We start from the raw sequence: 24,706 nt of genomic DNA, 5'->3' as shown, positions 1-24,706 counted from the left end.
TGGCCCGGCCGACTTGCGATCGGGGACCGGAGCGGGTGCCTGCGCCGGCATCGGCCTCAGTGGCCGCACGCCCACCCCGCCGAGGCGATGGCCCCGTCGGCCTTGTCGCGCAGGGCGCGGACGGCCGCGGCCGGGTCCTGCGCTCCGTACACGGCGGAACCCGCGACGAAGACGTCCGCCCCCGCCTCCGCGCACCGTTCGATCGTGGACTCGGAGACGCCGCCGTCGACCTGGAGCCACAGTTCGAGTCCGTGCTTGGAGATCAGCTCACGGGTACGGCGGATCTTCGGCAGCATGATGTCGAGGAACGCCTGGCCTCCGAAGCCCGGCTCCACCGTCATGATCAGCAGCATGTCGAGCTCGGGGAGCAGGTCCTCGTACGGCTCGATGGGCGTCGCCGGCCTGAGCGCCATGGACGCGCGGGCGCCCTTGGCCCGGATCTCCCGCGCCAGCCGGACGGGGGCCGCCGCGGCCTCCACGTGGAAGGTGACGGAACCCGCGCCGGCCTCGACGTACTGCGGGGCCCAGCGGTCCGCGTCCTCGATCATCAGATGGCAGTCCAGCGGCGTGCTGGTGGCCCTGCTGAGCGATTCCACGATCGGGACGCCGAGCGTCAGATTGGGCACGAAGTGGTTGTCCATGACATCGACATGGAGCCAGTCGGCGCCTTCGACGGCCTGCGCCTCCTCGGCGAGACGTGCGAAGTCGGCGGAAAGAATGCTGGGGTTGATCTGGGCCATGGGGCCAAGCCTGCCACGTTCCAGGGCACTTCCCCGCTTCGGTGCGCTTCAAAGCCTCACGGGATCATTACAGTTCGCGCATTCCCGCCGTTTTCGCCCCCGAGAGGCATGATCAGCCGGTGCGCCGCAGCAAGGCCAGGTACATCGCGTCCGTGCCGTGCAGATGCGGCCAGAGCTGGACGTCCGGTCCGTCTCCCAGTGCGGGCACCCCGGGCATCAGCGGGCGGGCGTCCACCCACTCGGCCTCGACGGGTGCGCCGCCGCGGCCCTTGAGCACGTCCTCGACGACCACCCGGGTCTCCGCCAGGTGCGGCGAGCACGTCGCGTATCCGACGACACCGCCGATCCGTACGGCCTTCAGCGCCTCGCGCAGCAGTCCGCGCTGGAGGGGCGCGAAGCTCTCCAGATCCTCCTTGCGCCGGCGCCAGCGGGCCTCCGGCCGGCGGCGCAGCGCACCGAGTCCCGAGCACGGGACGTCCATCAGGATGCGGTCGAAGGTGTCGGGGAGCCACGGCGGGCGGGTGCCGTCGGCGGTGATCACCTGGTACGGGCCGGGGTTGCCGGCCAGCGAACGCTCGACGAGGCGGGCCCGGTGCGGCTGCTTCTCGGCGGCGATCAGCGCGGCGCCCCGGCCGGCGGCGAGGGCGGCGAGCAGGGCGGCCTTGCCGCCGGGACCCGCACAGCCGTCGAGCCAGCGGGTGTCGCCGCCTTCCAGCGGGGCGTTGGCGAGAGCGGCGGCGACGAGCTGGCTGCCCTCGTCCTGGACACCGGCCCGGCCCTCCTGCACGGCGGTCAGGGCGCCGGGCTCGCCGCCCTCGGCCATCCGTACGGCGTAGGGGGACCAGCGGCCCGGCAGGCCGCTCTCCTCGCCGAGGGCGTCGAGCAGTTCCTCGGTGGTGGAGCGTCCGGGGCGGGCGACCAGGGTGACCTCGGGCCGCTCGTTGTCGGCTTCGAGCAGGTCCTCGATCCCCGCGCGGCCGCCGCCGAGCGCGTCCCAGAGAGCGGAGACGACCCACCGCGGATGCGAGTGCACGATCGCGAGGTGGTCCTCGGCGTCGTCCTCGTACGAGGGAGCGACCTTCGCGACCCAGCCGTCGAGGTCGTCGGCGGACACCTTACGCAGGACGGCGTTGACGAACTTGGCGCGTCCCTCGCCGAGCACCACCCGGGCCAGCTCCACGCTCGCGGAGACCGCGGCGTGGGTCGGGATGCGGGTGCCCAGCAACTGGTGCACGCCCATGTTCAGCACGTCCAGCACGGGCGGGTCGACCTCGCGCAGCGGCCGGTCGATGCAGGCGGCGACGATCGCGTCGTACGTGCCCTGGCGGCGCAGCGTCCCGTAGACCAGCTCGGTCGCCAGCGCCGCGTCGCGGTGGTCGAAGTCTCCCTTGGCGCGGGCCTTCTTCAGCAGCGGGGGAAGGACGAGGTTGGCGTACGCGTCGCGTTCGTCGACGGCCCTGAGGGCTTCGAAGGCGAGGAACCGGACCGGGTCCTTCTGCGGGCGGCGGTGCGGCTTGGCGGGACGGCGACGCGGCTGGTCGTTCACGTGAAAGGTGCTCCGCTGATGGTGAGGGGGCGAACCCTCCCAGCCTACGTCCCCGGCCCGGCCCGCCGGTCCTTCAGCTGCCCAGGAGCTCGCCGTGGACGATGCGCACCCCGCGCGCCCAGTCCGCGGCGCGCATCGGCTTCTTGCCCTGCGGCTGGACCCAGAGCAGCTCGACCGCGTGGGACCCGGTGCCCACGTACACGTTGTTCTTGGCGGCGGACAGCTCGCCGGGCGCCAGATCGGCCCGGTCCACGACGGGCACGGCCTGGATCAGCTTGAGGCGCTCGCCGCGGAACAGCGTCCACGCGCCGGGGGCCGGGGTGCAGCCCCGGACCACCCGGTCGACGCGCAGGGCGGGGGCCGACCACTCGACCCGGGCGTCCTCGACGGTGATCTTAGGGGCGAGGGTGATGCCCTCGGCGGGCTGCGGCACGGCGTGCAGGGTGCCGTCCTCGATGCCGTCCATCGTCGCGGCGAGCAGCCCGGCACCGGCGAAGGCCAGCCGGGTCAGCAGATCACCACTGGTGTCGGTGGGCCGCACCTCTTCGGTGAGGACGCCGTAGACCGGTCCGGAGTCGAGCCCCTCCTCGATGAGGAACGTCGAGGCCCCCGTCACCTCGTCGCCGGCCATGACGGCGTGCTGGACGGGCGCGGCGCCGCGCCAGGCGGGCAGCAGCGAGAAGTGGAGGTTGACCCAGCCTCGGGCGGGGACGTCGAGGGCGGTCTTGGGCAGCAGCGCCCCGTAGGCGACGACGGGGCAGCAGTCCGGCGCGATCTCCCGCAGCCGCGCCAGGAACTCCTCGTCCCGGGGCCTGGCCGGCTTGAGCACCTCGATGCCGGCCTCCTCGGCCCGCTCGGCCACGGGACTGGCCACCAGCCGGCGACCGCGCCCCGCGGGCGCGTCGGGCCTGGTCACGACCGCCGCGACCTCATGGCGACCGGAGGCGATCAGGGCGTCCAGTGCGGGTACGGCTACCTCGGGGGTGCCTGCGAAGACGAGCTTCATGGGTGGCTGACTGCCTCTCAGGCCGAAACGTTACGGTGACGAGCAACGCACAAGTCTATGGGTCCGGGGGCCGGCGGGGGGCTGGGGGGCGTACGCGCGGACACGCGCCCCTCGCTTGTGCGCATGCGCCCCCGGAGCGTGACCAGATCGCCCGGTGAGGCGTTGGTCAAGAGAGATTGACCGAAGCGAGCCGCTCTGGTGCGGCCCGATCCCTTTCAACGCCGGTTCGAGAGGCTTCTTCATGGCCGACCACGCAACCCACGACGCCCAAGCGCGGGCCAGCTTGCATCTTCTGGTGCGGGACATCGAGCGGGTCCGGCGGCAGGTGGACGCACTGCGCACACTCACCGCGCAGCTGGGCAACGTCTACCGTCCGCGCCGCTCCGGCCCGTCCGCGGGCTTCGTCGTCTACGGCAGGGCCCCGGCCCCCACCGTCAGGCTGGCCCAGGAACTGCGGGACAGCGTCGAGACCCTGGTCACGGCGGCGGTGGACTTCGACCGTTCGCTGGGCTTCTCCTGGGACGCGGTGGGCTCCGCGCTCGGAGTCACCAAGCAGGCGGTCCACCGCCGCTACGGCGCACGGCGCGCCGCTCCCCAGCCGGCACCGGCCGAGAGCCCGGCCGACGTGGTGGCCCAGCGTCCGGTGCCGGTGGCGCCCGGAACCCCGGCTTCCGCGCTGCCCACCGTCCCGGCCGCGCGCTCGATGCCGCCGCAGCCGTCTTCGGACCGCCCGCCGCTGCGGGAGGACCTGCGCCCCGGCGCCTTCCCGGGACCGCGCAACGGCTGACCCTCCCCGGGCCCCGCACACCTGCGCCGGGGCCGGCCGGTGCGGGTCCGCTTCGGTGCGGGGTTCCGTCCTCAATCGCCGGACGGGCTGCATTGTGCGGGTTCCCCGCGGGGTTCCCTGCGGGGCGCTTCTGTCCGGTGGGTGGGGGTGGGGGCCCTCCGGGCAGACTCCTCAAAAATGGCGTGTGCACCCGACGACGCACGGGGACCCGGGTCGTACGCCATTTTCTGCGGGGACTGCCCTGCACGCCCCCACCCGGCATCAGTCGCGTCTGCGGATCAGTCCGATGGCTGTCGCAGCCGCGAGACGGCTGGGTTCGGGGGCGTGCAGGGGAGTCCCCGCAGGACGACGAACAGATACCCGGGTCCGCTACGTACCCGCAGAACGTTCGTCGTCCGAGGAGACGCCCCGGAGGGCCCCCGGACCCCCACCCACCGGGCAACGGCACACCCCACGGAGCAAGCCGCACCACCCAAGCCCGTCCGGCGATTGAGGACGGAACCCCGCGCCCGGACCGGGGCGAACAACAGGGGCCCGCGCCCCGGACCACCGCACCCCGCCACCCCGCGGAGCACCCGCACCAACCGAGCCCGTCCAGCGATTGAGGACGGAACTCCGCGCCTCGGACCGGGGCGAGTAACGGGGGCCCGCCCCCCGGACGCCCCGGACCGGGGCGAACGACAGAGGGGACCGCAACCCCGGAGGACCCCCCGGGCAGCGCAGCCGGCCGTTACCCGATGTCAGGCGGGTCCACCCTGATCCGTACCGCGCCCCCGCCGCCCCCACGGGACATCCGCGCGGCCTGTGCAGCCTTCAGCGCGGCCGCCAGCGCCGCCCCGCTGCCCGGCGGCACCCTGATCAGGGCGCGCTCCCAGGCCTCGCCCACCGGCGGGTCGGAGGGCCGGCGGGGACGTCCGGGCTCGCCCCCCGGGACCGGCACCGGACCGAGCACCTCGGCGTCGGGGGGAAGCGCTGCGGCGGCGAGGAACGCGGCGAGCGCCTCCGGCGTCCCCGTCACCGATGCCATCCGGGACACCGGGGGAAAGCCCAGCTCGGCCCGTTCCGCGAGCTCACGCCGGGCGTGTCCGACCGGGTCCCAGCGCACCAGGGCCTGTACGGGCCGCAGCGTCGGCTCGGCGACGATCACCACCGTGCCGCCCTCCGGCTGCCCGCGGACCAGCGCGGCAGCGGCCGTCCAGCGGCGCAGCGCCTCCTCACCGGCCCGCAGGTCGGGGCGGCCGACCATCGCCCAGCCGTCCAGCAGCAGGGCCGCCGCGTAGCCGCCCTCCGCGACCGGCTCGGCGCCCGGGGTGCTGACCACCAGCGCGGGCTGATCGGGCACGGCCTCCAGGATGTGATCCCGGCCCGAGGTACGCACCGGCACGGCGGGGAAGGCCCGGCCGAGCTCCTCCGCGGTCCGGCGGGCGCCGACGATCTGGGCCCGCAGCCGGCGGGAACCGCAGGCGACGCAGTGCCAGGACGTCTCGGCCCGCCCGCACCAGGTGCAGTTCAGATCCTGCTGGTCGGGCGCCTCCAGCGGTCCGGCGCAGTGCCGGCACCGCGCGGGCTCCCGGCAGCGCTCGCAGGCGAGCCGGGGCGCGTAGCCGCGGCGCGGCACCTGCACCAGCACCGGACCGGTGCGCAGCCCGTCCCGCACGGTCTGCCAGGCCAGGCTCGGCAGCCGGGCGGCCCGGGCGGCTCCGTCCCGGGCGAGTTCGCCGTCGCCGACGGTGCGGACCAGGGGCGCCGCGATCCGCAGCTGTTCCCGGTCGGCGCGCAGCGGCAGCGCCCAGCCGCTCTCGACCAGTTGCGCGGCCTCCACGGTGCAGCTCGTGCCGCCGAGCAGGAAGGCGCACCGGCCGTGCGCGGCCCGCAGCTCCAGCACCTCGCGGACGTGCGGGAAGGGCGCGTTGTCGTCGCTGTGGCTGGAGTCCCCGTCGTCCCAGACCGCCACCAGGCCGAGGTCGGCGACGGGGGCGAACATCGCGGACCGGGTCCCGACGACCGCCCGGACGGATCCGCGGCTCACGGCGAGCCACTCCCGGTAGCGCTTCTCGGGCCCCGAACCGGCCGTCAGCAGGGCGTGCCTGCCCTCACCGAGCAGTCCGGTCAGGGCGGCGTCGACCCGCCCGGCGGTCCGCCCGTCGGGGACGACGACCAGCGCGCCGCGTCCCGAGGCGAGGGTCGCGGCGACGGCAGCGGCGATCTCCTGGGGCCAGTGCGGTCCCGGCAGCGCGGTCCACACGGCGCGCGGCGCTCCCCCGTCGGCCAGGGCCGACAGGAAGGCGGGGCCCTGCGCGTACCGCTGCCAGGTCCCGGCCGGCGGCGGCGGGGGCGGCGGCAGCGGCTGCGGCGACGGCTTGGCCTCGGCCCGGGCGTTCCTCGGCGGGACCGCGAGCTGCAGGACGTCGGCGAGGCTGCCCGCGTACCGGTCGGCGACGGCCCGTGCGAGTGCGAGCAGCTCAGGCCCGAGGACGGGTTCGGGTGAGACGACGGAGGCCAGCGCGGCCAGCGCCCCGCCGTAGTCGGACTCCGCCAGCCGTTCGACCAGGAATCCGTCGATGAGCCCGCCGCCCTCGCGGCGCCCTCCCCGGACGTTGCGTCCCCCGGCCCCGAACCGCACCCGCACCCGCACGCCCGGCCGCGCCTCGGCGTCGAGCTCTTCGGGCACGGCGTAGTCGAAGTACTGGTCGAGGTGGAGCGCCCCCTTGTTGACCAGCACGCGGGCGACGGGAAGCTCCTTGGCGAGCGCCGCCCCGCGCCAGGTCCGCGGTTTGGCACGCGGCACCTTGGCCCGGCGTACGGTCTCCCGGATCAGCGCAAGCTGTTCCGGTGCCCCGGCGTCGGGCTCGTCGGACCGCTTGTCGTCGCTGCTCACAGCCAAATTCCTACCAGACGCCACTGACAGCCGGGCCCCGCCGGCCGTCGGGGAGCTCGCCCCCGGGCCGCCCCGGACAGGGACAGCCGGGGCCGCGGGTCCTCCGGGGCCGGGGCGGCCCGTCCGGGGCGCGGACGCGCAGGAGCCCGGACACCGTGACGGCATCCGGGCTCCTGCGCGTACGTACGAAGCCCCTGGAGGGGCGGACCGCGGGTCTAGAGGCCCGCGGCCGTGCGCAGTGCGTCCACGCGGTCGGTGCGCTCCCACGTGAAGTCGGGGAGCTCACGGCCGAAGTGTCCGTACGCGGCGGTCTGGGCGTAGATCGGGCGCAGCAGGTCGAGGTCGCGGATGATCGCGGCCGGGCGCAGGTCGAAGACCTCACCGATGGCGTGCTCGATCTTCTCGGTCTCCACCGCGGCGGTGCCGAAGGTCTCGACGAACAGGCCGACGGGCTCGGCCTTGCCGATCGCGTACGCGACCTGGACCTCGCAGCGGGCCGCGAGGCCGGCGGCGACGACGTTCTTGGCGACCCAGCGCATCGCGTACGCGGCGCTGCGGTCCACCTTCGACGGGTCCTTGCCCGAGAAGGCGCCGCCACCGTGACGGGCCATGCCGCCGTAGGTGTCGATGATGATCTTGCGGCCGGTGAGACCGGCGTCGCCCATCGGGCCGCCGATCTCGAAGCGGCCGGTCGGGTTGACCAGCAGGCGGTAGCCCTCGGTGTCGAGCTTGATGCCGTCCTCGATGAGCTGGCCCAGGACGTGCTCGACGACGAACTCGCGGATGTCGGGAGCGAGCAGCGAGTCGAGGTCGATGTCGCTCGCGTGCTGCGAGGAGACGACGACCGTGTCGAGACGGACGGCCTTGTCACCGTCGTACTCGATGGTGACCTGGGTCTTGCCGTCGGGGCGCAGGTACGGGATGGTGCCGTTCTTGCGGACCTCGGACAGACGGCGCGACAGCCGGTGCGCGAGGTGGATCGGCAGCGGCATCAGTTCGGGCGTCTCGTCGCAGGCGTAGCCGAACATGAGGCCCTGGTCGCCGGCGCCCTGCTTGTCGAGCTCGTCCTCGTCGCCTTCGACCCGCTTCTCGTACGCGCTGTCGACGCCCTGCGCGATGTCGGGCGACTGCGCGCCGATGGACACCGAGACGCCGCAGGAGGCGCCGTCGAAGCCCTTCTTGCTGGAGTCGTAGCCGATCTCCAGGATCTTTTCGCGCACCAGCTGGGCGATCGGGGCGTAGGCCTTGGTCGTGACCTCACCCGCAACATGCACCAGACCTGTGGTGATCAAGGTCTCGACGGCGACACGCGACGTCGGGTCCTCGCTGAGGAGTGCATCGAGAATGGTGTCGCTGATCTGGTCAGCGATCTTGTCGGGGTGACCCTCGGTGACGGACTCCGAGGTGAAGAGACGGCGGGACACATCGCTCCCTGGGGTTGCAGCGGCTGCTGGCTGATCATTGGCGGACGGCCCGGGAGCTGCGCCCGGTACGAACCTCGGCACAGTTTATCGGTCGGCTCCGGCTACCGGACAACGTGTCTCGCCCTTTGGAGGATCTGTGACATGCCACACCGCTGCCCGGATGTGCCGCGAGCGCCGCTCCCGCACCGTTCGCGCCCGTGGCGCAAGGGCTCGGACGGCCGGGGCGACGACACGCGGAATTCACCCGAGTCGCGCCGCCACGAGATCCCAGACCGTGTCGGCGAGCGCCTCCTTGGGCCCGTAGGGCACCGGCGTCTCGCTCCCGTCGGCCGCGAGCACCACCGCCTCGTTCTCCTCCGAGCCGAAGGTCTTACGCTCCCCCACCTCGTTGACCACCAGCAGGTCGCAGCCCTTGCGGCGGAGCTTCACCCGCCCGTTGGCGAGGACGTCGTCGGTCTCGGCGGCGAATCCGACGACGACCTGCCCGGGCGCGGCGCGGTCGGCCGCCACCTCGGCGAGGATGTCGGGATTGCGTACGAGGGCGAGGGGCGCGGGCTCCTGGCCGTCCTTCTTCTTGATCTTGCCCGTCATGTACTCGGCCGGGCGGAAGTCGGCGACCGCCGCCGCCATCACCACGACATCGGCGTCCGCCGCCGCCTTCAGCACGGCCTCGCGCAGTTGCACCGCGGTGCCGACGCGGACGATGTCGGCGCCGGACGGATCGGGCAGACCGGTGTTGGCCTCGACCAGCGTGACCCGGGCGCCGCGGGCGACGGCGGTACGGGCGAGGGCGTACCCCTGCTTGCCGGAGGAACGGTTGCCGAGGTAGCGCACCGGGTCGAGCGGCTCACGGGTGCCGCCCGCGCTGATCACCACGTGCCGGCCGGCGAGGTCGGGGGCGAGGGGGCCGCGGGCCAGGACGCGGCGGCAGACCTCGAAGATCTCCGCGGGGTCGGGCAGCCGCCCCTTGCCCGTGTCGACGCCGGTGAGCCGGCCGACGGCGGGCTCGATGACCACGGCGCCCCGGCGCCGCAGGGTGGCGACGTTCTCCTGGGTGGCCGGGTGCTCCCACATCTCGGTGTGCATCGCGGGCGCGAAAACGACCGGACAGCGGGCGGTGAGCAGGGTGTTGGTGAGCAGGTCGTCGGCCAGGCCGTGCGCCGCCTTGGCCAGCATGTCCGCGGTGGCGGGGGCGACGACGACGAGGTCCGCGTGCTGTCCGATCCGCACGTGCGGGACCTCGTGGACGTCGTTCCAGACCTCGGTGGAGACGGGGTGGCCGGAGAGCGCCGACCAGGTGGCGGCGCCCACGAAGTGGAGCGACGACTCGGTCGGGACGACCCGTACGTCGTGTCCCGACTCGGTCAGCCGGCGCAGCAGCTCGCACGCCTTGTACGCGGCGATGCCCCCGCTGACCCCCAGGACGACCTTCGGCTTGTCCACTGCGTCTCCCCGCACTCGGATACGTACGCGCTCCGTACATCCCCCATGCTGCCTCACCGTCGCGGGCGCCGGTCCGTCGCCCCGGGACACACCACAGGCCCGGCGGTCGTGACCGCCGGGCCTGTGGTGAAGGTGCGTTCTCCTGCTTACTGCGCGGGGCCCTCGATGGCCTCGGAGGTGAGCAGGCCCGCGTTGATCTCGCGGAGCGCGATCGAGAGCGGCTTCTCGTGCACGTGGGTGTCGACGAGCGGACCGACGTACTCGAGGAGTCCCTCACCGAGCTGCGAGTAGTACGCGTTGATCTGGCGCGCGCGCTTGGCGGCGTAGATCACGAGGCTGTACTTCGAGTCGGTTGCTTCGAGGAGCTCATCAATCGGCGGGTTGATGATGCCCTCGGGCGTGGTGATGGAAGAGGACACTCTCTGCCTTCCGAAGGGGGTGAAGATCAAAGAAATCTTTGACACTCAGGGGCTTTGTGGCCGTGCCCCCGTGTCGTGCGCTACTCGCCGCCGGCACGGTGGCCGGAAGCCTCCAGCATCAAGGCTAGCAGCTCGCGTGCCACGTCCTCGACGGAGGTGTTGACGAGCGTCGTGTCGAACTCGGATTCGGCGGCCAGTTCGACCTTCGCCGCGCCGAGACGGCGCTCGATCACCTCGGGCGCCTCGGTGCCGCGGCCGGTGAGCCGGCGGACCAGCTCGTCCCAGCTCGGCGGCGCGAGGAAGACCAGCTGGGCGTCGGCCATGGACTGCCGGACCAGCCGGGCGCCCTGGAGGTCGATCTCCAGGAGCACCGGCTCACCGGCCTCCAGCCGCTCCTGCACGGCGCGGCGCGGTGTGCCGTAGCGGTTGCCGGCGAACTCGGCCCACTCCAGCAGCTCGCCGTTGGCGATCAGCTTGTCGAACTCCTCGTTGTCCACGAAGAAGTAGTGGACGCCGTTGCGTTCGCCGGGGCGGGGCTTGCGGGTCGTCGCCGACACCGAGAGCCATACCTCGGGGTGGACCTTGCGCATATGCGCGACGACCGTGCTCTTGCCGACCCCCGAGGGGCCGGAGAGCACGGTCAGCCGCGGACGTACGTCCGGGGGTACGGGGGACGTCCCCCGGGATGTTGCAGCCATGGAACGATTATCCCGGTTCTCAGGAGTGCCTGAGACCGTCAGGCGGCGCTGCCGCCGAACTCACGCTCCAGGGATGCGATCTGGTTGGAGCCGAGACCCCGGACCCGGCGGCTTTCGGAGATGCCGAGCCGCTCCATGATCTGCTTGGCGCGGACCTTGCCCACGCCGGGCAGGGACTCCAGCAGGGCGGAGACCTTCATCTTGCCGATGACGTCGTTCTCCTGGCCCGACTTGATGACCTCGTGGAGGGAGGCGCCGGAGTGCTTGAGTCGATTCTTGACCTCGGCCCGCTCCCGGCGAGCCGCGGCGGCCTTTTCGAGCGCGGCTGCGCGCTGTTCAGGGGTAAGGGGCGGAAGAGCCACGCCTACGTCACCTCGGATGTCGATCTGTCGGATACGGACCGGTGAGGCAGCGGGATCGCCCCTCACCTGGTGAGCCGCGAACAACCTGTGCTCGTTGGCTCTCGACGGAGACTAGCGGCCAAGGCCGCCGGAGTCAGCGAGAACAGACGAAAAGTCCTGGTCAGCCTGCGCCGACCAGGACATTTCTGGCATAACACCTGAGTTTTTTGGTCAGGATTCCGTCAACAGGCTGTTACGTGACAGTGTCAGCGGTCCGAGAGGGCCGCGCGGACCTCGTCCGCGAACCGCTCGGCGGCTTCGCGCAGCCCTGACGCGTCCGGACCGTGGCGCAGCACGCCCCGGCTGACGCTGGGCACCACGTTGCCGACCGCGTCACCGAAGACGCCCGGCAGATCCGCGGGCGTCGCGCCCTGGGCGCCGATGCCGGGCGCGAGCAGCGGGCCGTTGATCGCGAGGTTCGCCCCCGCGTCGCCGAGCGTCGCGCCGACGACCGCGCCGACCGAGCCGAGCGGGGTGGCGCCCTCGTTCTCGGCGGCCATGTGGTCGAGCATCACCTGGGCCAGCGAGCGGCCGTCGGCCGCCGTGGCGCGCTGCACCTCGGCGCCCTCCGGGTTGGAGGTGAGGGCCAGCACGAAGACGCCGGAGCCGGAGACCGCCGCCGCGTCGAGCGCCGGCCGCAGCGAGCCGAAGCCGAGGTACGGCGAGACCGTGACCGCGTCGGAGAACAGCGGCGAGTCCTTGTCCAGGTACGTCGCGGCGTAGGCGCCCATGGTGGAGCCGATGTCGCCGCGCTTGGCGTCCATCAGGACCAGCGCGCCGGCAGCCCTGGCCTCCTCGACGGCCTTCTCCAGTACGGCGACGCCCCGCGAACCGAACCTCTCGAAGAACGCGGACTGCGGCTTCAGGACGGCGACCCGGTCGGCCAGTGCCTCGACGACCGTGCGGGTGAAGCGCTCCAGTCCCGCGACGTCGTCGCTCAGACCCCAGGAGCTCAGCAGGGAGGCGTGCGGGTCGATGCCGACACAGAGCGGTCCACGGGTGTCCATGGCGTGGCGCAGACGCGCGCCGAAGGGTTCCTGGGTCATTTCGCGGCCTTCCGGGTTTCCGCGCCGACCGCGTCGGCGAGGGTGGCGTACGGGGAGGCGGCCAGGCGCGCGGCCAGGCCCTTGTGGATCGCGCGGGCGTAGAACGGGCCCTCGTAGATGAAGGCGCTGTAGCCCTGGACGAGCGTGGCGCCCGCGAGGATGCGCTGCCAGGCGTCCTCGGCGTTCTCGATGCCGCCGACCCCGACCAGGGTGATCCGGTCGCCCACCCGCGCGTACAGGCGGCCCAGGACCTCCAGGGAGCGCTTCTTGAGGGGCGCGCCGGACAGGCCGCCGGTCTCCCCGGTCAGGGAGGCCGGGGACTTCAGCCCCAGTCCCTCGCGGGCGATGGTGGTGTTGGTGGCGATGATGCCGTCGAGGCCCAGTTCTACGGCGAGGTCGGCGACGGCGTCGACGTCCTCGTCCGCGAGGTCGGGGGCGATCTTGACGAGCAGCGGGACGCGCCGGGCGGTGACCGTCCGGTCGGCCGCCTCGCGCACGGCGGTCAGCAGCGGGCGCAGCGACTCGGTGGCCTGGAGGTTGCGCAGTCCGGGGGTGTTGGGCGAGGAGACGTTGACGACGAGGTAGTCGGCGTGCGCGGCGAGGCGCTCGGTCGACTTCACGTAGTCGGTGGCCGCGTCGGCCTCCGGGACGGTCTTCGTCTTGCCGATGTTGACGCCGACCGTGGTCCGGAAGACCGGGTTGCGGGCGGCCAGGCGCTCGGCCACGGCGGCCGAGCCCTCGTTGTTGAAGCCCATGCGGTTGATGAGCGCGCGGTCCGCGACGAGGCGGAAGAGCCGCTTCTTGGGGTTTCCGGGCTGCGGTTCGCCGGTGACGGTGCCGATCTCGACGTGGTCGAAACCGAGCATCGCCATGCCGTCGATGGCGATGGCGTTCTTGTCGAAGCCGGCGGCGAGGCCGAAGGGGCCGTGCATCCGCAGGCCGAGCGCCTCGGTGCGCAGTTCCTTGTGGCGGGGGGCGAGCGCGGCCGCGACGAAGGTACGCAGGACGGGGGTGCGGGCGGCCAGGCGGATCCAGCGGAAGGCCAGGTAGTGGGCCTCCTCCGGGTCCATCCGCTTGAAGACCAGCTGGAAGAAGAACTTGTACATCGGTGGTGTCCTCGGGGTTCTCACGGAGCGTCGGTGTCGCGCGTGGGTGTTCTCGCGAAGAGGGGGACACCGTTTCCGGTGTCCCCCTCTGGGCTGCTAGTCGCGCGCTGCGGTCAGATGCTCCGCGTGTTCCTGGAGGGAACGGACTCCCACGTCTCCGTGGTTGAGGGCGTCGATGCCCTGCACGGCCGCGGCGAGCGCCTGGACCGTGGTGAGGCAGGGCACGGAGCGGGCGACGGCCGCGGTGCGGATCTCGTAGCCGTCGAGCCGGCCGCCGGTTCCGTACGGCGTGTTGACGATGAGGTCGACCTCGCCGTCGTGGATCAGCTGGACGATCGTCCTCTCGCCGTCGGGGCCTTCGCCCTCGGACTGCTTGCGCACGACGGTCGCGCTGATCCCGTTGCGCTTGAGCACCTCGGCCGTACCGGAGGTGGCCATCAGCTCGAAGCCGTGGGCGACCAGCTCGCGGGCCGGGAAGATCATCGAGCGCTTGTCGCGGTTGGCGACGGAGATGAAGGCGCGGCCTTTGGTGGGCAGCGGGCCGTAGGCGCCGGCCTGCGACTTGGCGTACGCCGTGCCGAAGACCGAGTCGATGCCCATGACCTCGCCGGTGGAGCGCATCTCCGGGCCGAGGACCGTGTCGACGCCGCGGCCGTGGATGTCGCGGAAGCGCGACCACGGCATGACGGCCTCCTTGACGGAGATCGGCGCGTCCAGCGGCAGGGTGCCGCCGTCGCCCTGCTTCGGCAGCAGGCCCTCCTCACGCAGTTCCGCGACGGTCGCGCCCAGCGAGATGCGGGCGGCGGCCTTGGCGAGCGGGACCGCGGTCGCCTTCGAGGTGAAGGGGACGGTGCGGGAGGCGCGCGGGTTGGCTTCGAGGACGTAGAGGATGTCGCCGGAGAGCGCGAACTGGATGTTGATCAGTCCGCGTACGCCGACGCCCTTGGCGATGCCCTCGGTGGAGGCGCGCAGCCGCTTGATGTCGTAGCCGCCGAGCGTGATCGGGGGCAGTGCGCAGGCGGAGTCGCCGGAGTGGATGCCGGCTTCCTCGATGTGCTCCATGACGCCGCCGAGGTAGAGCTCGGTGCCGTCGTAGAGGGCGTCGACGTCGATCTCGATGGCGTCGTCGAGGAAGCGGTCGACCAGGACCGGCCGGGTGGGGCTGATCTCGGTGGACTCGGCGATGTACGAGGAGAGCCGGGTCTCGTCGTACACGATCTCCATGCCGCGTCCGCCCAGCACGTAGGACGGGCGGACGAGGACGGGGTAGCCGATCTCGTCGGCGATGGCCTTGGCCTCGGCGAAGGTGGTGGCGGTGCCGTGCTTCGGGGCGGGCAGGCCGGCCTCGGCCAGGACGCGGCCGAAGGCGCCGCGGTCCTCGGCGGCGTGGATCGCCTCCGGGGAGGTGCCGACGACGGGCACGCCGTTGTCCTTGAGCGCCTGCGCCAGGCCCAGCGGGGTCTGGCCGCCGAGCTGCACGATGACTCCGGCGATGGGGCCCGCGAGGGACTCGGCGTGCACGATCTCCAGCACGTCCTCGAGCGTCAGCGGCTCGAAGTACAGGCGGTCGGAGGTGTCGTAGTCGGTGGAGACCGTCTCCGGGTTGCAGTTGACCATCACGGTCTCGTAGCCCGCGTCGCTCAGGGCGAACGAGGCGTGGACGCAGGAGTAGTCGAACTCGATGCCCTGGCCGATGCGGTTGGGGCCGGAGCCGAGGATGATCACCGCGGGCTTGGTGCGGGAGGCTACCTCGCTCTCCTCGTCGTAGGAGGAGTAGAAGTACGGCGTCCTCGCCGCGAACTCGGCGGCGCAGGTGTCGACCGTCTTGTAGACCGGGCGGATGCCGAGCGCGTGCCGCACCTCGCGCACGACGTCCTCGCGCAGGCCGCGGATCCCGGCGATCTGGACGTCCGAGAAGCCGTGCCGCTTGGCCTCGGCCAGCAGCGCGGGGTCGAGCTCGTCGGCGGCGGCCAGCTCGTCGGCGATCTCCTTGATGAGGAAGAGCTGGTCGACGAACCAGGGGTCGATCTTCGTGGAGTCGAAGACCTCTTCCTGGGTGGCGCCGGCCCGGATCGCCTGCATGACGGTGTTGATCCGGCCGTCGGTCGGGCGGACGGCCGCGGCCAGCAGCTCGGCCTTGTCGCCGGGCTCGCCGGTGAAGTCGAACTGCGAGCCCTTCTTCTCCAGGGAGCGCAGTGCCTTCTGCAGCGCCTCGGTGAAGTTCCGGCCGATCGCCATGGCCTCGCCCACGGACTTCATGGTGGTGGTGAGGGTGGAGTCGGCGGAGGGGAACTTCTCGAAGGCGAAGCGCGGGGCCTTGACCACGACGTAGTCGAGGGACGGCTCGAAGGAGGCCGGCGTCTTCTCGGTGATGTCGTTGGGGATCTCGTCGAGCGTGTAGCCGACGGCCAGCTTGGCGGCGATCTTGGCGATCGGGAAGCCGGTGGCCTTCGACGCGAGCGCCGAGGAACGGGAGACGCGCGGGTTCATCTCGATCACGATGACGCGGCCGTCGGCCGGGTCGATGGCGAACTGGATGTTGCAGCCGCCGGTGTCGACGCCGACCTCGCGGATGATCGCGATGCCGATGTCGCGCAGCCGCTGGTACTCGCGGTCGGTGAGCGTCATCGACGGGGCGACGGTGATCGAGTCACCCGTGTGGACGCCCATCGGGTCGAAGTTCTCGATGGAGCAGACGACCACGACGTTGTCGTTCTTGTCGCGCATCAGCTCCAGCTCGTACTCCTTCCAGCCGAGGATGGACTCCTCCAGGAGCACCTCGGTGGTCGGGGAGAGCGTGAGGCCCTGTCCGGCGATGCGGCGCAGCTCCTCCTCGTCGTGGGCGAAGCCGGAGCCGGCGCCGCCCATGGTGAAGGAGGGGCGGACGACGACGGGGTAGCCGCCCAGGGTGTCGACGCCCTTGATGACGTCGTCCATGGTGTGGCAGATGACCGAGCGGGCGGACTCGCCGTAGCCGATCTTCGCCTTGACGGCTTCGACGACGCCCTTGAAGAGGTCGCGGTCCTCGCCCTTGTTGATGGCCTCGACGTTGGCGCCGATGAGCTCGACGCCGTACTTCTCCAGGACGCCGTTCTCGTGCATGGAGATCGCGGTGTTGAGCGCGGTCTGGCCGCCGAGGGTCGGGAGCAGCGCGTCGGGGCGCTCCTTGGCGATGATCTTCTCGACGAACTCGGGGGTGATCGGCTCGACGTACGTGGCGTCGGCGATCTCCGGGTCGGTCATGATCGTCGCCGGGTTGGAGTTCACCAGGATGACGCGCAGGCCCTCGGCCTTGAGGACGCGGCAGGCCTGGGTGCCGGAGTAGTCGAACTCGGCGGCCTGCCCGATGACGATCGGACCGGAGCCGATGACCAGGACGGACTGGATATCGGAGCGCTTAGGCACGCTGGTCCTCCATCAGGGATACGAAGCGGTCGAAGAGGTAGGCGGCGTCGTGCGGGCCGGCTGCTGCCTCCGGGTGGTACTGGACGCTGAAGGCCGGCCGGTCGAGGAGCTGGAGGCCCTCGACCACCTGGTCGTTCAGGCAGACGTGGGAGACCTCGGCGCGCCCGTAGGCGGTCTCGGAGACCTTGTCGAGCGGGGCGTCCACGGCGAAGCCGTGGTTGTGCGCGGTGACCTCGACCTTGCCGGTCGAGCGGTCCTGCACGGGCTGGTTGATGCCGCGGTGGCCGTACTTCAGCTTGTACGTGCCGAAGCCGAGCGCGCGGCCCAGGATCTGGTTGCCGAAGCAGATGCCGAAGAGCGGGGTCTCGCGCTCCAGGACGCCCTGCATGACGGAGACGGGGTGGTCGGCGGTGGACGGGTCGCCGGGGCCGTTGGAGAAGAAGACGCCGTCGGGCTTCACCGCGTACACCTCCTCCAGCGTCGCGGTGGCGGGCAGGACGTGCACCTCGATGCCGCGTTCGGCCAGCCGGTGCGGGGTCATGCCCTTGATGCCGAGGTCGACCGCGGCGACGGTGAACTTCTTCGTGCCGATCGCGGGGACGACGTACGCCTCCTTGGTGGCGACCTCGGCCGAGAGGTCGGCCCCCTTCATCTGGGGGGCCCGGCGCACCCGGTCGAGCATCGTGTTCTCGTCGGCGACGGCGTCACCGGAGAAGATGCCGACGCGCATCGCGCCGCGCTCGCGCAGGTGGCGGGTGAGCGCGCGGGTGTCGATGCCGCTGATGCCGACGACGCCCTGGCTCGCGAGCTCCTCGTCCAGGGACCGGCGGGAGCGCCAGTTGGAGGGCACGCGCGCGGGGTCGCGGACGACGTAGCCGGCGACCCAGATCCGCTTCGACTCGGGGTCCTCGTCGTTCACACCGGTGTTGCCGACGTGCGGGGCGGTCATCACGACGACCTGGCGGTGGTAGGAGGGGTCGGTCAGGGTTTCCTGGTAGCCGGTCATGCCGGTGGAGAACACCGCCTCGCCGAAGGTCTCCCCCACGGCCCCGTAGGCGCGGCCGCGGAAGGAGCGGCCGTCCTCCAGGACGAGTACGGCGGGAGCTTTGGCGGCTCCCCGGGTGGAGATCGTCATCGTGCGGTGCCTTCCGTAGTGCTGGTGAGGTGGTTGACGGCTTCGACCCAGGCCAGGTGTTCGGCCGAGCGGTCGGAGCGGAAGCCGGAGTCGATCAGCTGGTCGCCGAGCGCCCAGGTGATGACCAGCAGGCCGCCCTCGGGCAGGACCTTGCCGGCGAGTGCCTTGTCGGTCCGGGCGCCGCGCAGGTCGGCCGCGGGGACGAAGAAGTCCGTCGCGCCGGGCCGGTGGACGTCGAGGCCCTGCTCGGTGAGGGTGAGTTCGACGCGGCTGCGGGTGCCGAGGCCGTGGGCGACGATGCGGTCGAGCCACTGTCCGGCCGTCGTCGAGGCGTGGTAGCGACCGGTCAGCGTGAGCAGCTTCTCGCCGTCAGCGAAGCCTTCCGGGGTGGCCGCCAGGTCGGAGAGACCGGACTGGAGGCTGCCGCGCCACTTCCATCCCTGGCGCATCAGCCAGTAGACGAAGGCGATGAGGACGATCAGGCCGATCACCCAGCTGATGCGGGCCGACCAGTCGGTCACGTCCGCCGACTTCTGCTCGGCGGCCAGGTGGTACAGCTGAGAGGTAGGGCTGAGTGTTGTCACGCGAGCTTCCCGTCGACGACCGTGGCACGGCCCCGCAGGAAGGTGTGCGTCACTCGGCCCGGCAGCTCGCGCCCCTCGTAGGGGGTGTTACGGCTGCGGGAGGCGAAGCCCGCGGGGTCCACGACTCCACGGTATGCCGGATCGACCAGAGTGAGGTTGGCGGGCTCGCCCTCCGAGACGGGCCGGCCGTGTCCGTCGAGGCGGCCGATGGCGGCGGGGCGGACGGACATGCGGTCGGCGACGCCGGCCCAGTCGATCAGTCCGGTCTCCACCATCGTCTGCTGGACGACGGAGAGCGCGGTCTCCAGGCCCACCATGCCCATGGCGGCCGCGGCCCACTCGCAGTCCTTGTCCTCGTGCGGGTGCGGGGCGTGGTCGGTGGCGACGCAGTCGATGGTGCCGTCGGCGAGGGCCTCGCGCAGGGCCATGACGTCGGCCTCGGTGCGCAGCGGCGGGTTCACCTTGTAGACCGGGTTGTAGGACCGTACGAGCTCGTCGGTGAGGAGCAGGTGGTGCGGGGTGACCTCGGCGGTGACGTTCCAGCCCTTGGACTTGGCCCAGCGGACGATCTCGACGGAGCCGGCGGTCGACAGGTGGCAGATGTGCACCCGGGAGCCGACGTGCGCGGCGAGCAGGACGTCGCGGGCGATGATCGACTCCTCGGCGACGGCGGGCCAGCCGCCGAGACCGAGCTCGGCCGAGACGATGCCCTCGTTCATCTGGGCGCCCTCGGTGAGGCGGGGCTCCTGGGCGTGCTGGGCGACGACCCCGTCGAACGCCTTCACGTACTCCAGGGCGCGGCGCATGATCACCGCGTCGTCGACGCACTTGCCGTCGTCGGAGAAGACCTTCACTCCGGCGGCCGAATCGTGCATGGCCCCGAGTTCGGCGAGCTGCTTGCCCTCCAGGCCGACGGTGACGGCGCCGATGGGCTGCACGTCGCAGTAGCCGGACTCCTTGCCGAGCCGCCAGACCTGCTCGACGACGCCGGCGGTGTCGGCGACCGGGAAGGTGTTGGCCATGGCGTGCACGGCGGTGAAGCCGCCGACCGCGGCGGCCTTGGTGCCGGTCAGGACGGTCTCGGAGTCCTCGCGGCCGGGCTCGCGCAGGTGGGTGTGGAGGTCGACCAGCCCGGGCAGCAGGATCTGGCCCGCCGCCTCGATCACGGTGGCGTCGCCGGCGTCGAGCCCGGTGCCGACCGCCGCGATGGTCTCGCCGTCGATGAGGACGTCCTGGGGTTCGCCGCCGAGGATCTTCGCGCCGCGGATAATGATCTTGCTCATGGTTACTTGCTCTCCTCGGTACGGGCGTGAACGGCGGGGGCGGCGGGCTCGGAGCCGCCGAGCAGCAGGTAGAGCACGGCCATCCGGATCGACACGCCGTTGGCGACCTGCTCGACGACCGTGCACCGGTCGGAGTCGGCGACCTCGGCGGTGATCTCCATGCCGCGGACCATCGGGCCGGGGTGCATGACGACGGCGTGCTCGGGCATCTTCGCCATCCGCTCGCCGTCCAGGCCGTAGCGGCGGGAGTACTCGCGCTCGGTCGGGAAGTACGCGGCGTTCATCCGCTCACGCTGCACACGAAGCATCATCACCGCGTCCGACTCCGGCAGCACCTCGTCGAGGCTGTAGCTGATGTCGCAGGGCCACTGTTCGACCCCGACCGGGACGAGGGTGGGCGGGGCCACCAGGGTGACGTGGGCGCCGAGGGTGGTCAGCAGATGGACGTTGGAGCGGGCGACCCGGCTGTGCAGGATGTCGCCGACGATCGTGATCCGGCGGCCGTCGAGGTCCTTGCCGAGCCCGGCGTCGGCCCCGACCAGCCTGCGGCGCATGGTGAAGGCGTCCAAGAGGGCCTGGGTGGGGTGCTCGTGCGTCCCGTCGCCCGCGTTGACGACCGCGCCGTCGATCCAGCCGGAGGTGGCCAGGCGGTACGGGGCGCCGGAGGCGCCATGCCGGATGACGACGGCGTCCGCGCCCATCGCCTCCAGGGTCAGGGCGGTGTCCTTGAGCGATTCGCCCTTGGACACCGAGGATCCCTTGGCGGAGAAGTTGATGACGTCGGCGGACAGCCGCTTGGCCGCCGCCTCGAAGGAGATGCGGGTCCGCGTCGAGTCCTCGAAGAAGAGGTTGACGACGGTACGGCCGCGCAGGGTCGGGAGCTTCTTGATCGGCCGGTCCGCGACCCTGGCCATCTCCTCGGCGGTGTCGAGGATCAGGACGGCGTCGTCGCGGGTGAGGTCGGCGGCCGAGATGAGGTGACGCTTCATCTGGGTGTTCTCCGGGTGGCTGGAGGGTTCAGGCGTGCGGGCGTGCGGAAGCCGCCGTACGGCTGGTGGGCCGTACGGGAGGGCAGCTAGCGCTCGACCGCCGGGGCGGCCTGCTCGACCCCGAGCAGCACGGCGTCACGGCCGTCCTCCTCGGCGAGCTGGACCTTGACCGTCTCCCGCAGCGACGTGGGGAGGTTCTTGCCGACGTAGTCGGCACGGATCGGGAGTTCGCGGTGCCCTCGGTCGACGAGGACCGCGAGCTGTACCGCGCGGGGCCGGCCGATGTCGCCGAGCGCGTCGAGTGCGGCGCGGATCGTGCGGCCGGAGAAGAGCACGTCGTCGACGAGAACGACCAGGCGGCCTTCGATGCCCTCGCCGGGGATCTCGGTGCGGGCCAGGGCGCGCGCGGGGCGCAGCCGCAGGTCGTCGCGGTACATGGTGATGTCGAGCGACCCGACCGGCATTTTCCGGCCGGTGATCTCTTCGAGCTTGTCGGCGAGCCGGCGGGCGAGGAAGACGCCCCGGGTCGGGATGCCGAGGAGCACCACGTCGTCGGCGCCCTTGGCGCGTTCGACGATCTCGTGGGCGATGCGGGTCAGTACCCGGGCGATGTCGGGAGCCTCGAGAACGGGGCGTGCCGCATTGCCGGTGGCGTCGTGCTGTGCGTCCATAAGAAACGGACCTCCTTCTCCGCCTCACTGGACGGATCTTAAAGGACGTCGAAATTGCGTCATCCACGTTACCAGGGCCTGAGCAGGGCCCTTGTCCCACCCCCGGGAGGTGTCGGTCCGGACCATTCAGCTTGACGCACCCAAGTAACGCTGCGTAACCTCACAGTGAGTTACCAGCCACGCGGCGGAGCCGCACAATGTTCCAGCGTCCGGGGAGCCTTATGTCCAGCGAATACGCAAAACAGCTCGGGGCCAAGCTCCGCGCCATCCGCACCCAGCAGGGCCTCTCCCTCCACGGCGTGGAGGAGAAGTCCCAGGGCCGCTGGAAGGCCGTCGTGGTCGGCTCGTACGAGCGCGGCGACCGTGCCGTGACCGTGCAGCGCCTTGCCGAGCTGGCGGACTTCTACGGCGTTCCGGTGCAGGAGCTCCTGCCCGGCACGACGCCCGGCGGGGCCGCCGAGCCGCCGCCGAAGCTCGTGCTCCAGCTGGAGCGCCTCGCCCACGTCCCGCCGGAGAAGGCCGGACCCCTCCAGCGCTACGCGGCGACGATCCAGAGCCAGCGCGGCGACTACAACGGCAAGGTGCTCTCGATCCGCCAGGACGACCTGCGGACGCTGGCCGTGATCTACGACCAGTCGCCGTCCGTGCTCACGGAGCAGCTGATCAGCTGGGGCGTCCTGGACGCGGACGCGCGCCGCGCGGTCGCTCACGACGAGGGCTGACCACCCCAGCAGAAACGTACCGCCGGGTCGGCGGGGCCCTTCCCGGGCGCCCCGCCGGACCCGGCGTTTCCGTTTTCCGGGCAGCTCCCGGCCAGCCGGCCATGCCGGCAATGCCAAGGGGCCGGGCATGCCGAAGGGCCCACGGCCGGTGGCCGTGGGCCCTTCGTCGGCAGAACACCGCCGGGCTACTGCTCCCGGCGAAGGTTCGGCTTGAGCTCCTTGAAACGGGCCAGCAGGCCGTTCACGAAGGACGGGGAGTCGTCGGTGGAGAACTCCTTGGCGATCTGCACCGCCTCGTCGATCACCACCGCGTCCGGTGTCGCGTCCACCCAGATCAGCTCGTACGCACCGAGCCGCAGGATGTTCCGGTCGACGACCGGCATGCGGTCGATCTCCCAGTCCACGGCGTAGGTGACGATGAGGTCGTCGATCCGGTCCGCGTACTGCGCGTACCCCTCGACGAGCTCCATCGTGTACTCGGTGACCGGCGGCTGACGGGTGTCGGACCGCGAGTGCCGGACCCAGTCCGCGAGGACCGTCTGCACGGACTCACCGCGCTGGTCGGCCTCGAAGAGGATCTGGAAGGCGCGCTTGCGGGCCGTATTCCGGGCAGCCACGGTTAGCTGTTCACCCGGCCGAGGTAATCGCCCGAGCGGGTGTCGACCTTGATCTTCTCACCGGTGGTGATGAAGAGCGGGACGCCGATCTCGTAGCCGGTCTCCAGGGTGGCGGGCTTGGTGCCACCGGTGGACCGGTCGCCCTGGACGCCCGGGTCCGTGTGCTGGATCGTCAGCTCGACGGCGGCCGGCAGCTCGACGTAGAGCACCTCGCCCTCGTGCTGGGCGACGGAGGCGGTGAAGCCCTCGATCAGGAAGTTGGCGGCGTCGCCGACTGCCTTGCGGTCGACCATCAGCTGGTCGTAGGTGTCCATGTCCATGAAGACGAAGTACTCGCCGTCCATGTACGAGAACTGCATGTCGCGCCGGTCAATGGTGGCCGTTTCGACCTTCACGCCGGCGTTGAACGTCTTGTCGACGACCTTGCCGGAGAGCACGTTCTTGAGCTTGGTGCGCACGAAGGCCGGGCCCTTACCGGGCTTGACGTGCTGGAACTCGACGACGGACCAGAGCTGGCCTCCGTCGAGCTTGAGCACCAGGCCGTTCTTGAGGTCGTTCGTGGAAGCCACGGTTGCGGAATCTCCTGGACTGAAGCTGGTGGAACGGCCAAGGATGCGCGCCGGAGGCTCCGTGAGGAGTTCTCCTAGAGCGCGAGCAGCTCCTTGGTCGTAATGGTGAGTAGCTCGGGTCCGCCGTCCGCCTCTGGGCGCACGACGAGCGTGTCATCGATCCGGACTCCGCCCCGGCCCGGGAGGTGGACCCCCGGTTCGACGGTGACCGGCACACAAGCGTCCAGTTTACCCATGGCCGCAGGTGCCAGCTGCGGGTCCTCGTCAATTTCGAGCCCGACCCCGTGCCCGGTCCAGGGTGCGAGGCCCTCACCGTGGCCCGCGGAGTCCAGGACCTGGCGGGCCGCACGGTCCACGTCACGGTAGGCGGCGCCGGGCACGAGCGCCTCGCGTCCGGCCCGCTGAGCGGCGAAAACCAGGTCGTAGAGCTCGATCTGCCAGTCGGCCGGCGCCGTTCCGATGACGAAGGTGCGGCCGATCTCGCACCGGTAGCCGCGGTAGTTGGCGCCGAGGCAGACGGAGAGGAAATCTCCTTCCTCGACCCGTCGGTCCGAGGGGCGGTGGCGGCCCTGGCCGGAGTGGGGACCGGTGGCGACGGACGTCGCGAAGGCGGGTCCGTCGGCGCCGTGGTCCACCAGCCGGCGTTCGAGTTCGAGCGCGAGATGCCGCTCGGTGCGGCCGACCAGGATCGATTCGAGGAGTTCGCCCAGCGCCTGATCGGTGATCTCGGCGGCGATCCGCAGACAGCCGATCTCCTCCTCGTCCTTGACGATGCGCAGCTGCTCGACGTTGGCGCCGAGGTCGGCCAGCCGGAGCTTCGGGGCGACCGCGGCCATGGCCCGGTGCCGGGCGACGGTCAGGTCGTGTTCCTCGACGGCCAGGGACTCCGCCCCGCCGGCGGTGGCCAGATCCGCGGCGGCGACCACCGGATCACCGCCGGCCACCGGCAGCAGGTCCACCCGCAGCTGTTCGTCGGTGCGCCCGTCGGCCGGATCACCGGCCACGGAACGCGGGCAGAGCAGGACGTCCTCGTCGGGGCCGAGCAGCAGCACGGCGCCCGGGGGCGCTCCGCCCGCCAGGTAGCGGACATTGGCGGGGCGGGAGACCAGGGCGGCCGCGGATCCGACGGCGGCGCACCGGTCGCGCAGCAGCCCGCGGCGGACGGCGTACACCTCTGACATGCGTCGAGCGTACGAGCGCGGGCGCGGGCCCGCCCGGCCAGCGCACCCGACCGGGG

22 protein-coding genes are annotated in these 24,706 nt (G+C 71.7%); 2 read left to right on the top strand and 20 right to left on the bottom strand.

Going from position 1 to position 24,706, the window contains the following annotated elements:
• Window positions 1-56 precede the first annotated feature (56 nt).
• The 3 genes from rpe to fmt form a co-directional block, all read right to left on the bottom strand.
• On the bottom strand, window positions 57-740 hold the full coding sequence (gene rpe, locus ABZ454_RS19230) for a ribulose-phosphate 3-epimerase (RefSeq protein WP_359539363.1): 684 nt from the start codon (window positions 738-740) through the stop codon (window positions 57-59).
• A gap of 112 nt (window positions 741-852) precedes the next feature.
• Complete coding sequence (locus ABZ454_RS19225; RefSeq protein ID WP_356318788.1) at window positions 853-2,286, bottom strand: transcription antitermination factor NusB; 1,434 nt, start codon at window positions 2,284-2,286, stop codon at window positions 853-855.
• A gap of 73 nt (window positions 2,287-2,359) precedes the next feature.
• Window positions 2,360-3,292 (bottom strand): methionyl-tRNA formyltransferase, encoded by a 933-nt coding sequence (fmt, locus tag ABZ454_RS19220; RefSeq protein ID WP_359539360.1) that lies wholly within the window; start codon window positions 3,290-3,292, stop codon window positions 2,360-2,362.
• Between the two features lie 241 nt (window positions 3,293-3,533).
• On the opposite strand from fmt, the gene ABZ454_RS19215 reads away from it, so the two are divergent.
• Window positions 3,534-4,079: a hypothetical protein gene (locus ABZ454_RS19215; RefSeq protein WP_359539358.1), complete on the top strand. Its 546-nt coding sequence runs from the start codon at window positions 3,534-3,536 to the stop codon at window positions 4,077-4,079.
• Window positions 4,080-4,809: 730 nt separating this feature from the next.
• Here the strand turns inward: ABZ454_RS19215 and ABZ454_RS19210 are convergent.
• From ABZ454_RS19210 to pyrR, 14 genes are all read right to left on the bottom strand, one after another.
• Window positions 4,810-6,957, bottom strand: a complete 2,148-nt coding sequence (locus ABZ454_RS19210; RefSeq protein ID WP_359539355.1) for a primosomal protein N' — start codon at window positions 6,955-6,957, stop codon at window positions 4,810-4,812.
• Window positions 6,958-7,172: 215 nt separating this feature from the next.
• Complete coding sequence (gene metK / locus ABZ454_RS19205; protein WP_359539354.1) at window positions 7,173-8,381, bottom strand: methionine adenosyltransferase; 1,209 nt, start codon at window positions 8,379-8,381, stop codon at window positions 7,173-7,175.
• Window positions 8,382-8,621: 240 nt separating this feature from the next.
• A complete protein-coding gene (gene coaBC, locus ABZ454_RS19200) occupies window positions 8,622-9,824 on the bottom strand; it encodes a bifunctional phosphopantothenoylcysteine decarboxylase/phosphopantothenate--cysteine ligase CoaBC (protein ID WP_359539353.1) in 1,203 nt (400 codons plus the stop codon).
• Window positions 9,825-9,970: 146 nt separating this feature from the next.
• On the bottom strand, window positions 9,971-10,243 hold the full coding sequence (gene rpoZ, locus ABZ454_RS19195) for a DNA-directed RNA polymerase subunit omega (protein ID WP_003970369.1): 273 nt from the start codon (window positions 10,241-10,243) through the stop codon (window positions 9,971-9,973).
• An 80-nt stretch (window positions 10,244-10,323) separates the two neighbouring features.
• Window positions 10,324-10,941 (bottom strand): guanylate kinase, encoded by a 618-nt coding sequence (gmk, locus tag ABZ454_RS19190; RefSeq protein WP_356322765.1) that lies wholly within the window; start codon window positions 10,939-10,941, stop codon window positions 10,324-10,326.
• Between the two features lie 38 nt (window positions 10,942-10,979).
• Window positions 10,980-11,303, bottom strand: a complete 324-nt coding sequence (locus ABZ454_RS19185; protein ID WP_018524251.1) for an integration host factor — start codon at window positions 11,301-11,303, stop codon at window positions 10,980-10,982.
• A 245-nt stretch (window positions 11,304-11,548) separates the two neighbouring features.
• Window positions 11,549-12,388 (bottom strand): orotidine-5'-phosphate decarboxylase, encoded by an 840-nt coding sequence (gene pyrF / locus ABZ454_RS19180; RefSeq protein ID WP_356322766.1) that lies wholly within the window; start codon window positions 12,386-12,388, stop codon window positions 11,549-11,551.
• A complete protein-coding gene (locus ABZ454_RS19175) occupies window positions 12,385-13,494 on the bottom strand; it encodes a quinone-dependent dihydroorotate dehydrogenase (protein ID WP_359539350.1) in 1,110 nt (369 codons plus the stop codon). The genes pyrF and ABZ454_RS19175 overlap by 4 nt, the downstream gene beginning before the upstream one ends.
• A gap of 96 nt (window positions 13,495-13,590) precedes the next feature.
• Window positions 13,591-16,899, bottom strand: coding sequence for a carbamoyl-phosphate synthase large subunit (gene carB / locus ABZ454_RS19170; RefSeq protein WP_359539348.1), 3,309 nt, complete (start codon window positions 16,897-16,899; stop codon window positions 13,591-13,593).
• Window positions 16,892-18,034 carry a glutamine-hydrolyzing carbamoyl-phosphate synthase small subunit gene (gene carA / locus ABZ454_RS19165; protein ID WP_356322769.1) on the bottom strand — a complete coding sequence of 381 codons (1,143 nt, stop codon included), beginning with the start codon at window positions 18,032-18,034 and terminating at the stop codon, window positions 16,892-16,894. The genes carB and carA overlap by 8 nt, the downstream gene beginning before the upstream one ends.
• Window positions 18,031-18,618 carry a hypothetical protein gene (locus ABZ454_RS19160; protein ID WP_356322770.1) on the bottom strand — a complete coding sequence of 196 codons (588 nt, stop codon included), beginning with the start codon at window positions 18,616-18,618 and terminating at the stop codon, window positions 18,031-18,033. Before ABZ454_RS19160 ends, carA begins: the two co-directional genes overlap by 4 nt.
• The gene (locus tag ABZ454_RS19155; protein ID WP_356322771.1) at window positions 18,615-19,901 is read right to left on the bottom strand and encodes a dihydroorotase; all 1,287 of its coding nucleotides are present in this window, start codon (window positions 19,899-19,901) and stop codon (window positions 18,615-18,617) included. Before ABZ454_RS19155 ends, ABZ454_RS19160 begins: the two co-directional genes overlap by 4 nt.
• 2 nt (window positions 19,902-19,903) lie before the next feature.
• The gene (locus tag ABZ454_RS19150) at window positions 19,904-20,890 is read right to left on the bottom strand and encodes an aspartate carbamoyltransferase catalytic subunit (RefSeq protein WP_356322773.1); all 987 of its coding nucleotides are present in this window, start codon (window positions 20,888-20,890) and stop codon (window positions 19,904-19,906) included.
• A gap of 86 nt (window positions 20,891-20,976) precedes the next feature.
• Window positions 20,977-21,561 carry a bifunctional pyr operon transcriptional regulator/uracil phosphoribosyltransferase PyrR gene (gene pyrR, locus ABZ454_RS19145; protein WP_359539345.1) on the bottom strand — a complete coding sequence of 195 codons (585 nt, stop codon included), beginning with the start codon at window positions 21,559-21,561 and terminating at the stop codon, window positions 20,977-20,979.
• Window positions 21,562-21,782: 221 nt separating this feature from the next.
• Between pyrR and bldD the strand changes: the two genes are divergently transcribed.
• Window positions 21,783-22,283 (top strand): transcriptional regulator BldD, encoded by a 501-nt coding sequence (gene bldD, locus ABZ454_RS19140; RefSeq protein WP_018103903.1) that lies wholly within the window; start codon window positions 21,783-21,785, stop codon window positions 22,281-22,283.
• A gap of 185 nt (window positions 22,284-22,468) precedes the next feature.
• Here the strand turns inward: bldD and nusB are convergent, their stop codons facing one another.
• From nusB to ABZ454_RS19125, 3 genes are all read right to left on the bottom strand, one after another.
• On the bottom strand, window positions 22,469-22,900 hold the full coding sequence (nusB, locus tag ABZ454_RS19135; RefSeq protein WP_266776532.1) for a transcription antitermination factor NusB: 432 nt from the start codon (window positions 22,898-22,900) through the stop codon (window positions 22,469-22,471).
• A 2-nt stretch (window positions 22,901-22,902) separates the two neighbouring features.
• Window positions 22,903-23,469 carry an elongation factor P gene (gene efp / locus ABZ454_RS19130; RefSeq protein WP_311313502.1) on the bottom strand — a complete coding sequence of 189 codons (567 nt, stop codon included), beginning with the start codon at window positions 23,467-23,469 and terminating at the stop codon, window positions 22,903-22,905.
• Window positions 23,470-23,543: 74 nt separating this feature from the next.
• Window positions 23,544-24,650 carry an aminopeptidase P family protein gene (locus tag ABZ454_RS19125; RefSeq protein ID WP_356322774.1) on the bottom strand — a complete coding sequence of 369 codons (1,107 nt, stop codon included), beginning with the start codon at window positions 24,648-24,650 and terminating at the stop codon, window positions 23,544-23,546.
• Window positions 24,651-24,706: the final 56 nt, after the last annotated feature.

The organism is Streptomyces sp. NPDC005803 (assembly GCF_040630435.1).
GTDB lineage: Bacteria > Actinomycetota > Actinomycetes > Streptomycetales > Streptomycetaceae > Streptomyces.
The sequence above is the reverse complement of the archived record's forward strand: the minus strand, read 5'-3'. Positions and strand labels throughout refer to the sequence as shown.

Coding starts and splice junctions, on each gene's coding strand:
- rpe (WP_359539363.1), bottom strand. CDS start 740: ATGGCCCAGATCAACCCCAGCATTCTTTCCGCCGACTTCGCACGTCTC.
- fmt (WP_359539360.1), bottom strand. CDS start 3,292: ATGAAGCTCGTCTTCGCAGGCACCCCCGAGGTAGCCGTACCCGCACTG.
- ABZ454_RS19215 (WP_359539358.1), top strand. CDS start 3,534: ATGGCCGACCACGCAACCCACGACGCCCAAGCGCGGGCCAGCTTGCAT.
- gmk (WP_356322765.1), bottom strand. CDS start 10,941: ATGGCTGCAACATCCCGGGGGACGTCCCCCGTACCCCCGGACGTACGT.
- pyrF (WP_356322766.1), bottom strand. CDS start 12,388: ATGACCCAGGAACCCTTCGGCGCGCGTCTGCGCCACGCCATGGACACC.
- ABZ454_RS19175 (WP_359539350.1), bottom strand. CDS start 13,494: ATGTACAAGTTCTTCTTCCAGCTGGTCTTCAAGCGGATGGACCCGGAG.
- carA (WP_356322769.1), bottom strand. CDS start 18,034: ATGACGATCTCCACCCGGGGAGCCGCCAAAGCTCCCGCCGTACTCGTC.
- ABZ454_RS19155 (WP_356322771.1), bottom strand. CDS start 19,901: ATGAGCAAGATCATTATCCGCGGCGCGAAGATCCTCGGCGGCGAACCC.
- ABZ454_RS19150 (WP_356322773.1), bottom strand. CDS start 20,890: ATGAAGCGTCACCTCATCTCGGCCGCCGACCTCACCCGCGACGACGCC.
- pyrR (WP_359539345.1), bottom strand. CDS start 21,561: ATGGACGCACAGCACGACGCCACCGGCAATGCGGCACGCCCCGTTCTC.
- bldD (WP_018103903.1), top strand. CDS start 21,783: ATGTCCAGCGAATACGCAAAACAGCTCGGGGCCAAGCTCCGCGCCATC.
- ABZ454_RS19125 (WP_356322774.1), bottom strand. CDS start 24,650: ATGTCAGAGGTGTACGCCGTCCGCCGCGGGCTGCTGCGCGACCGGTGC.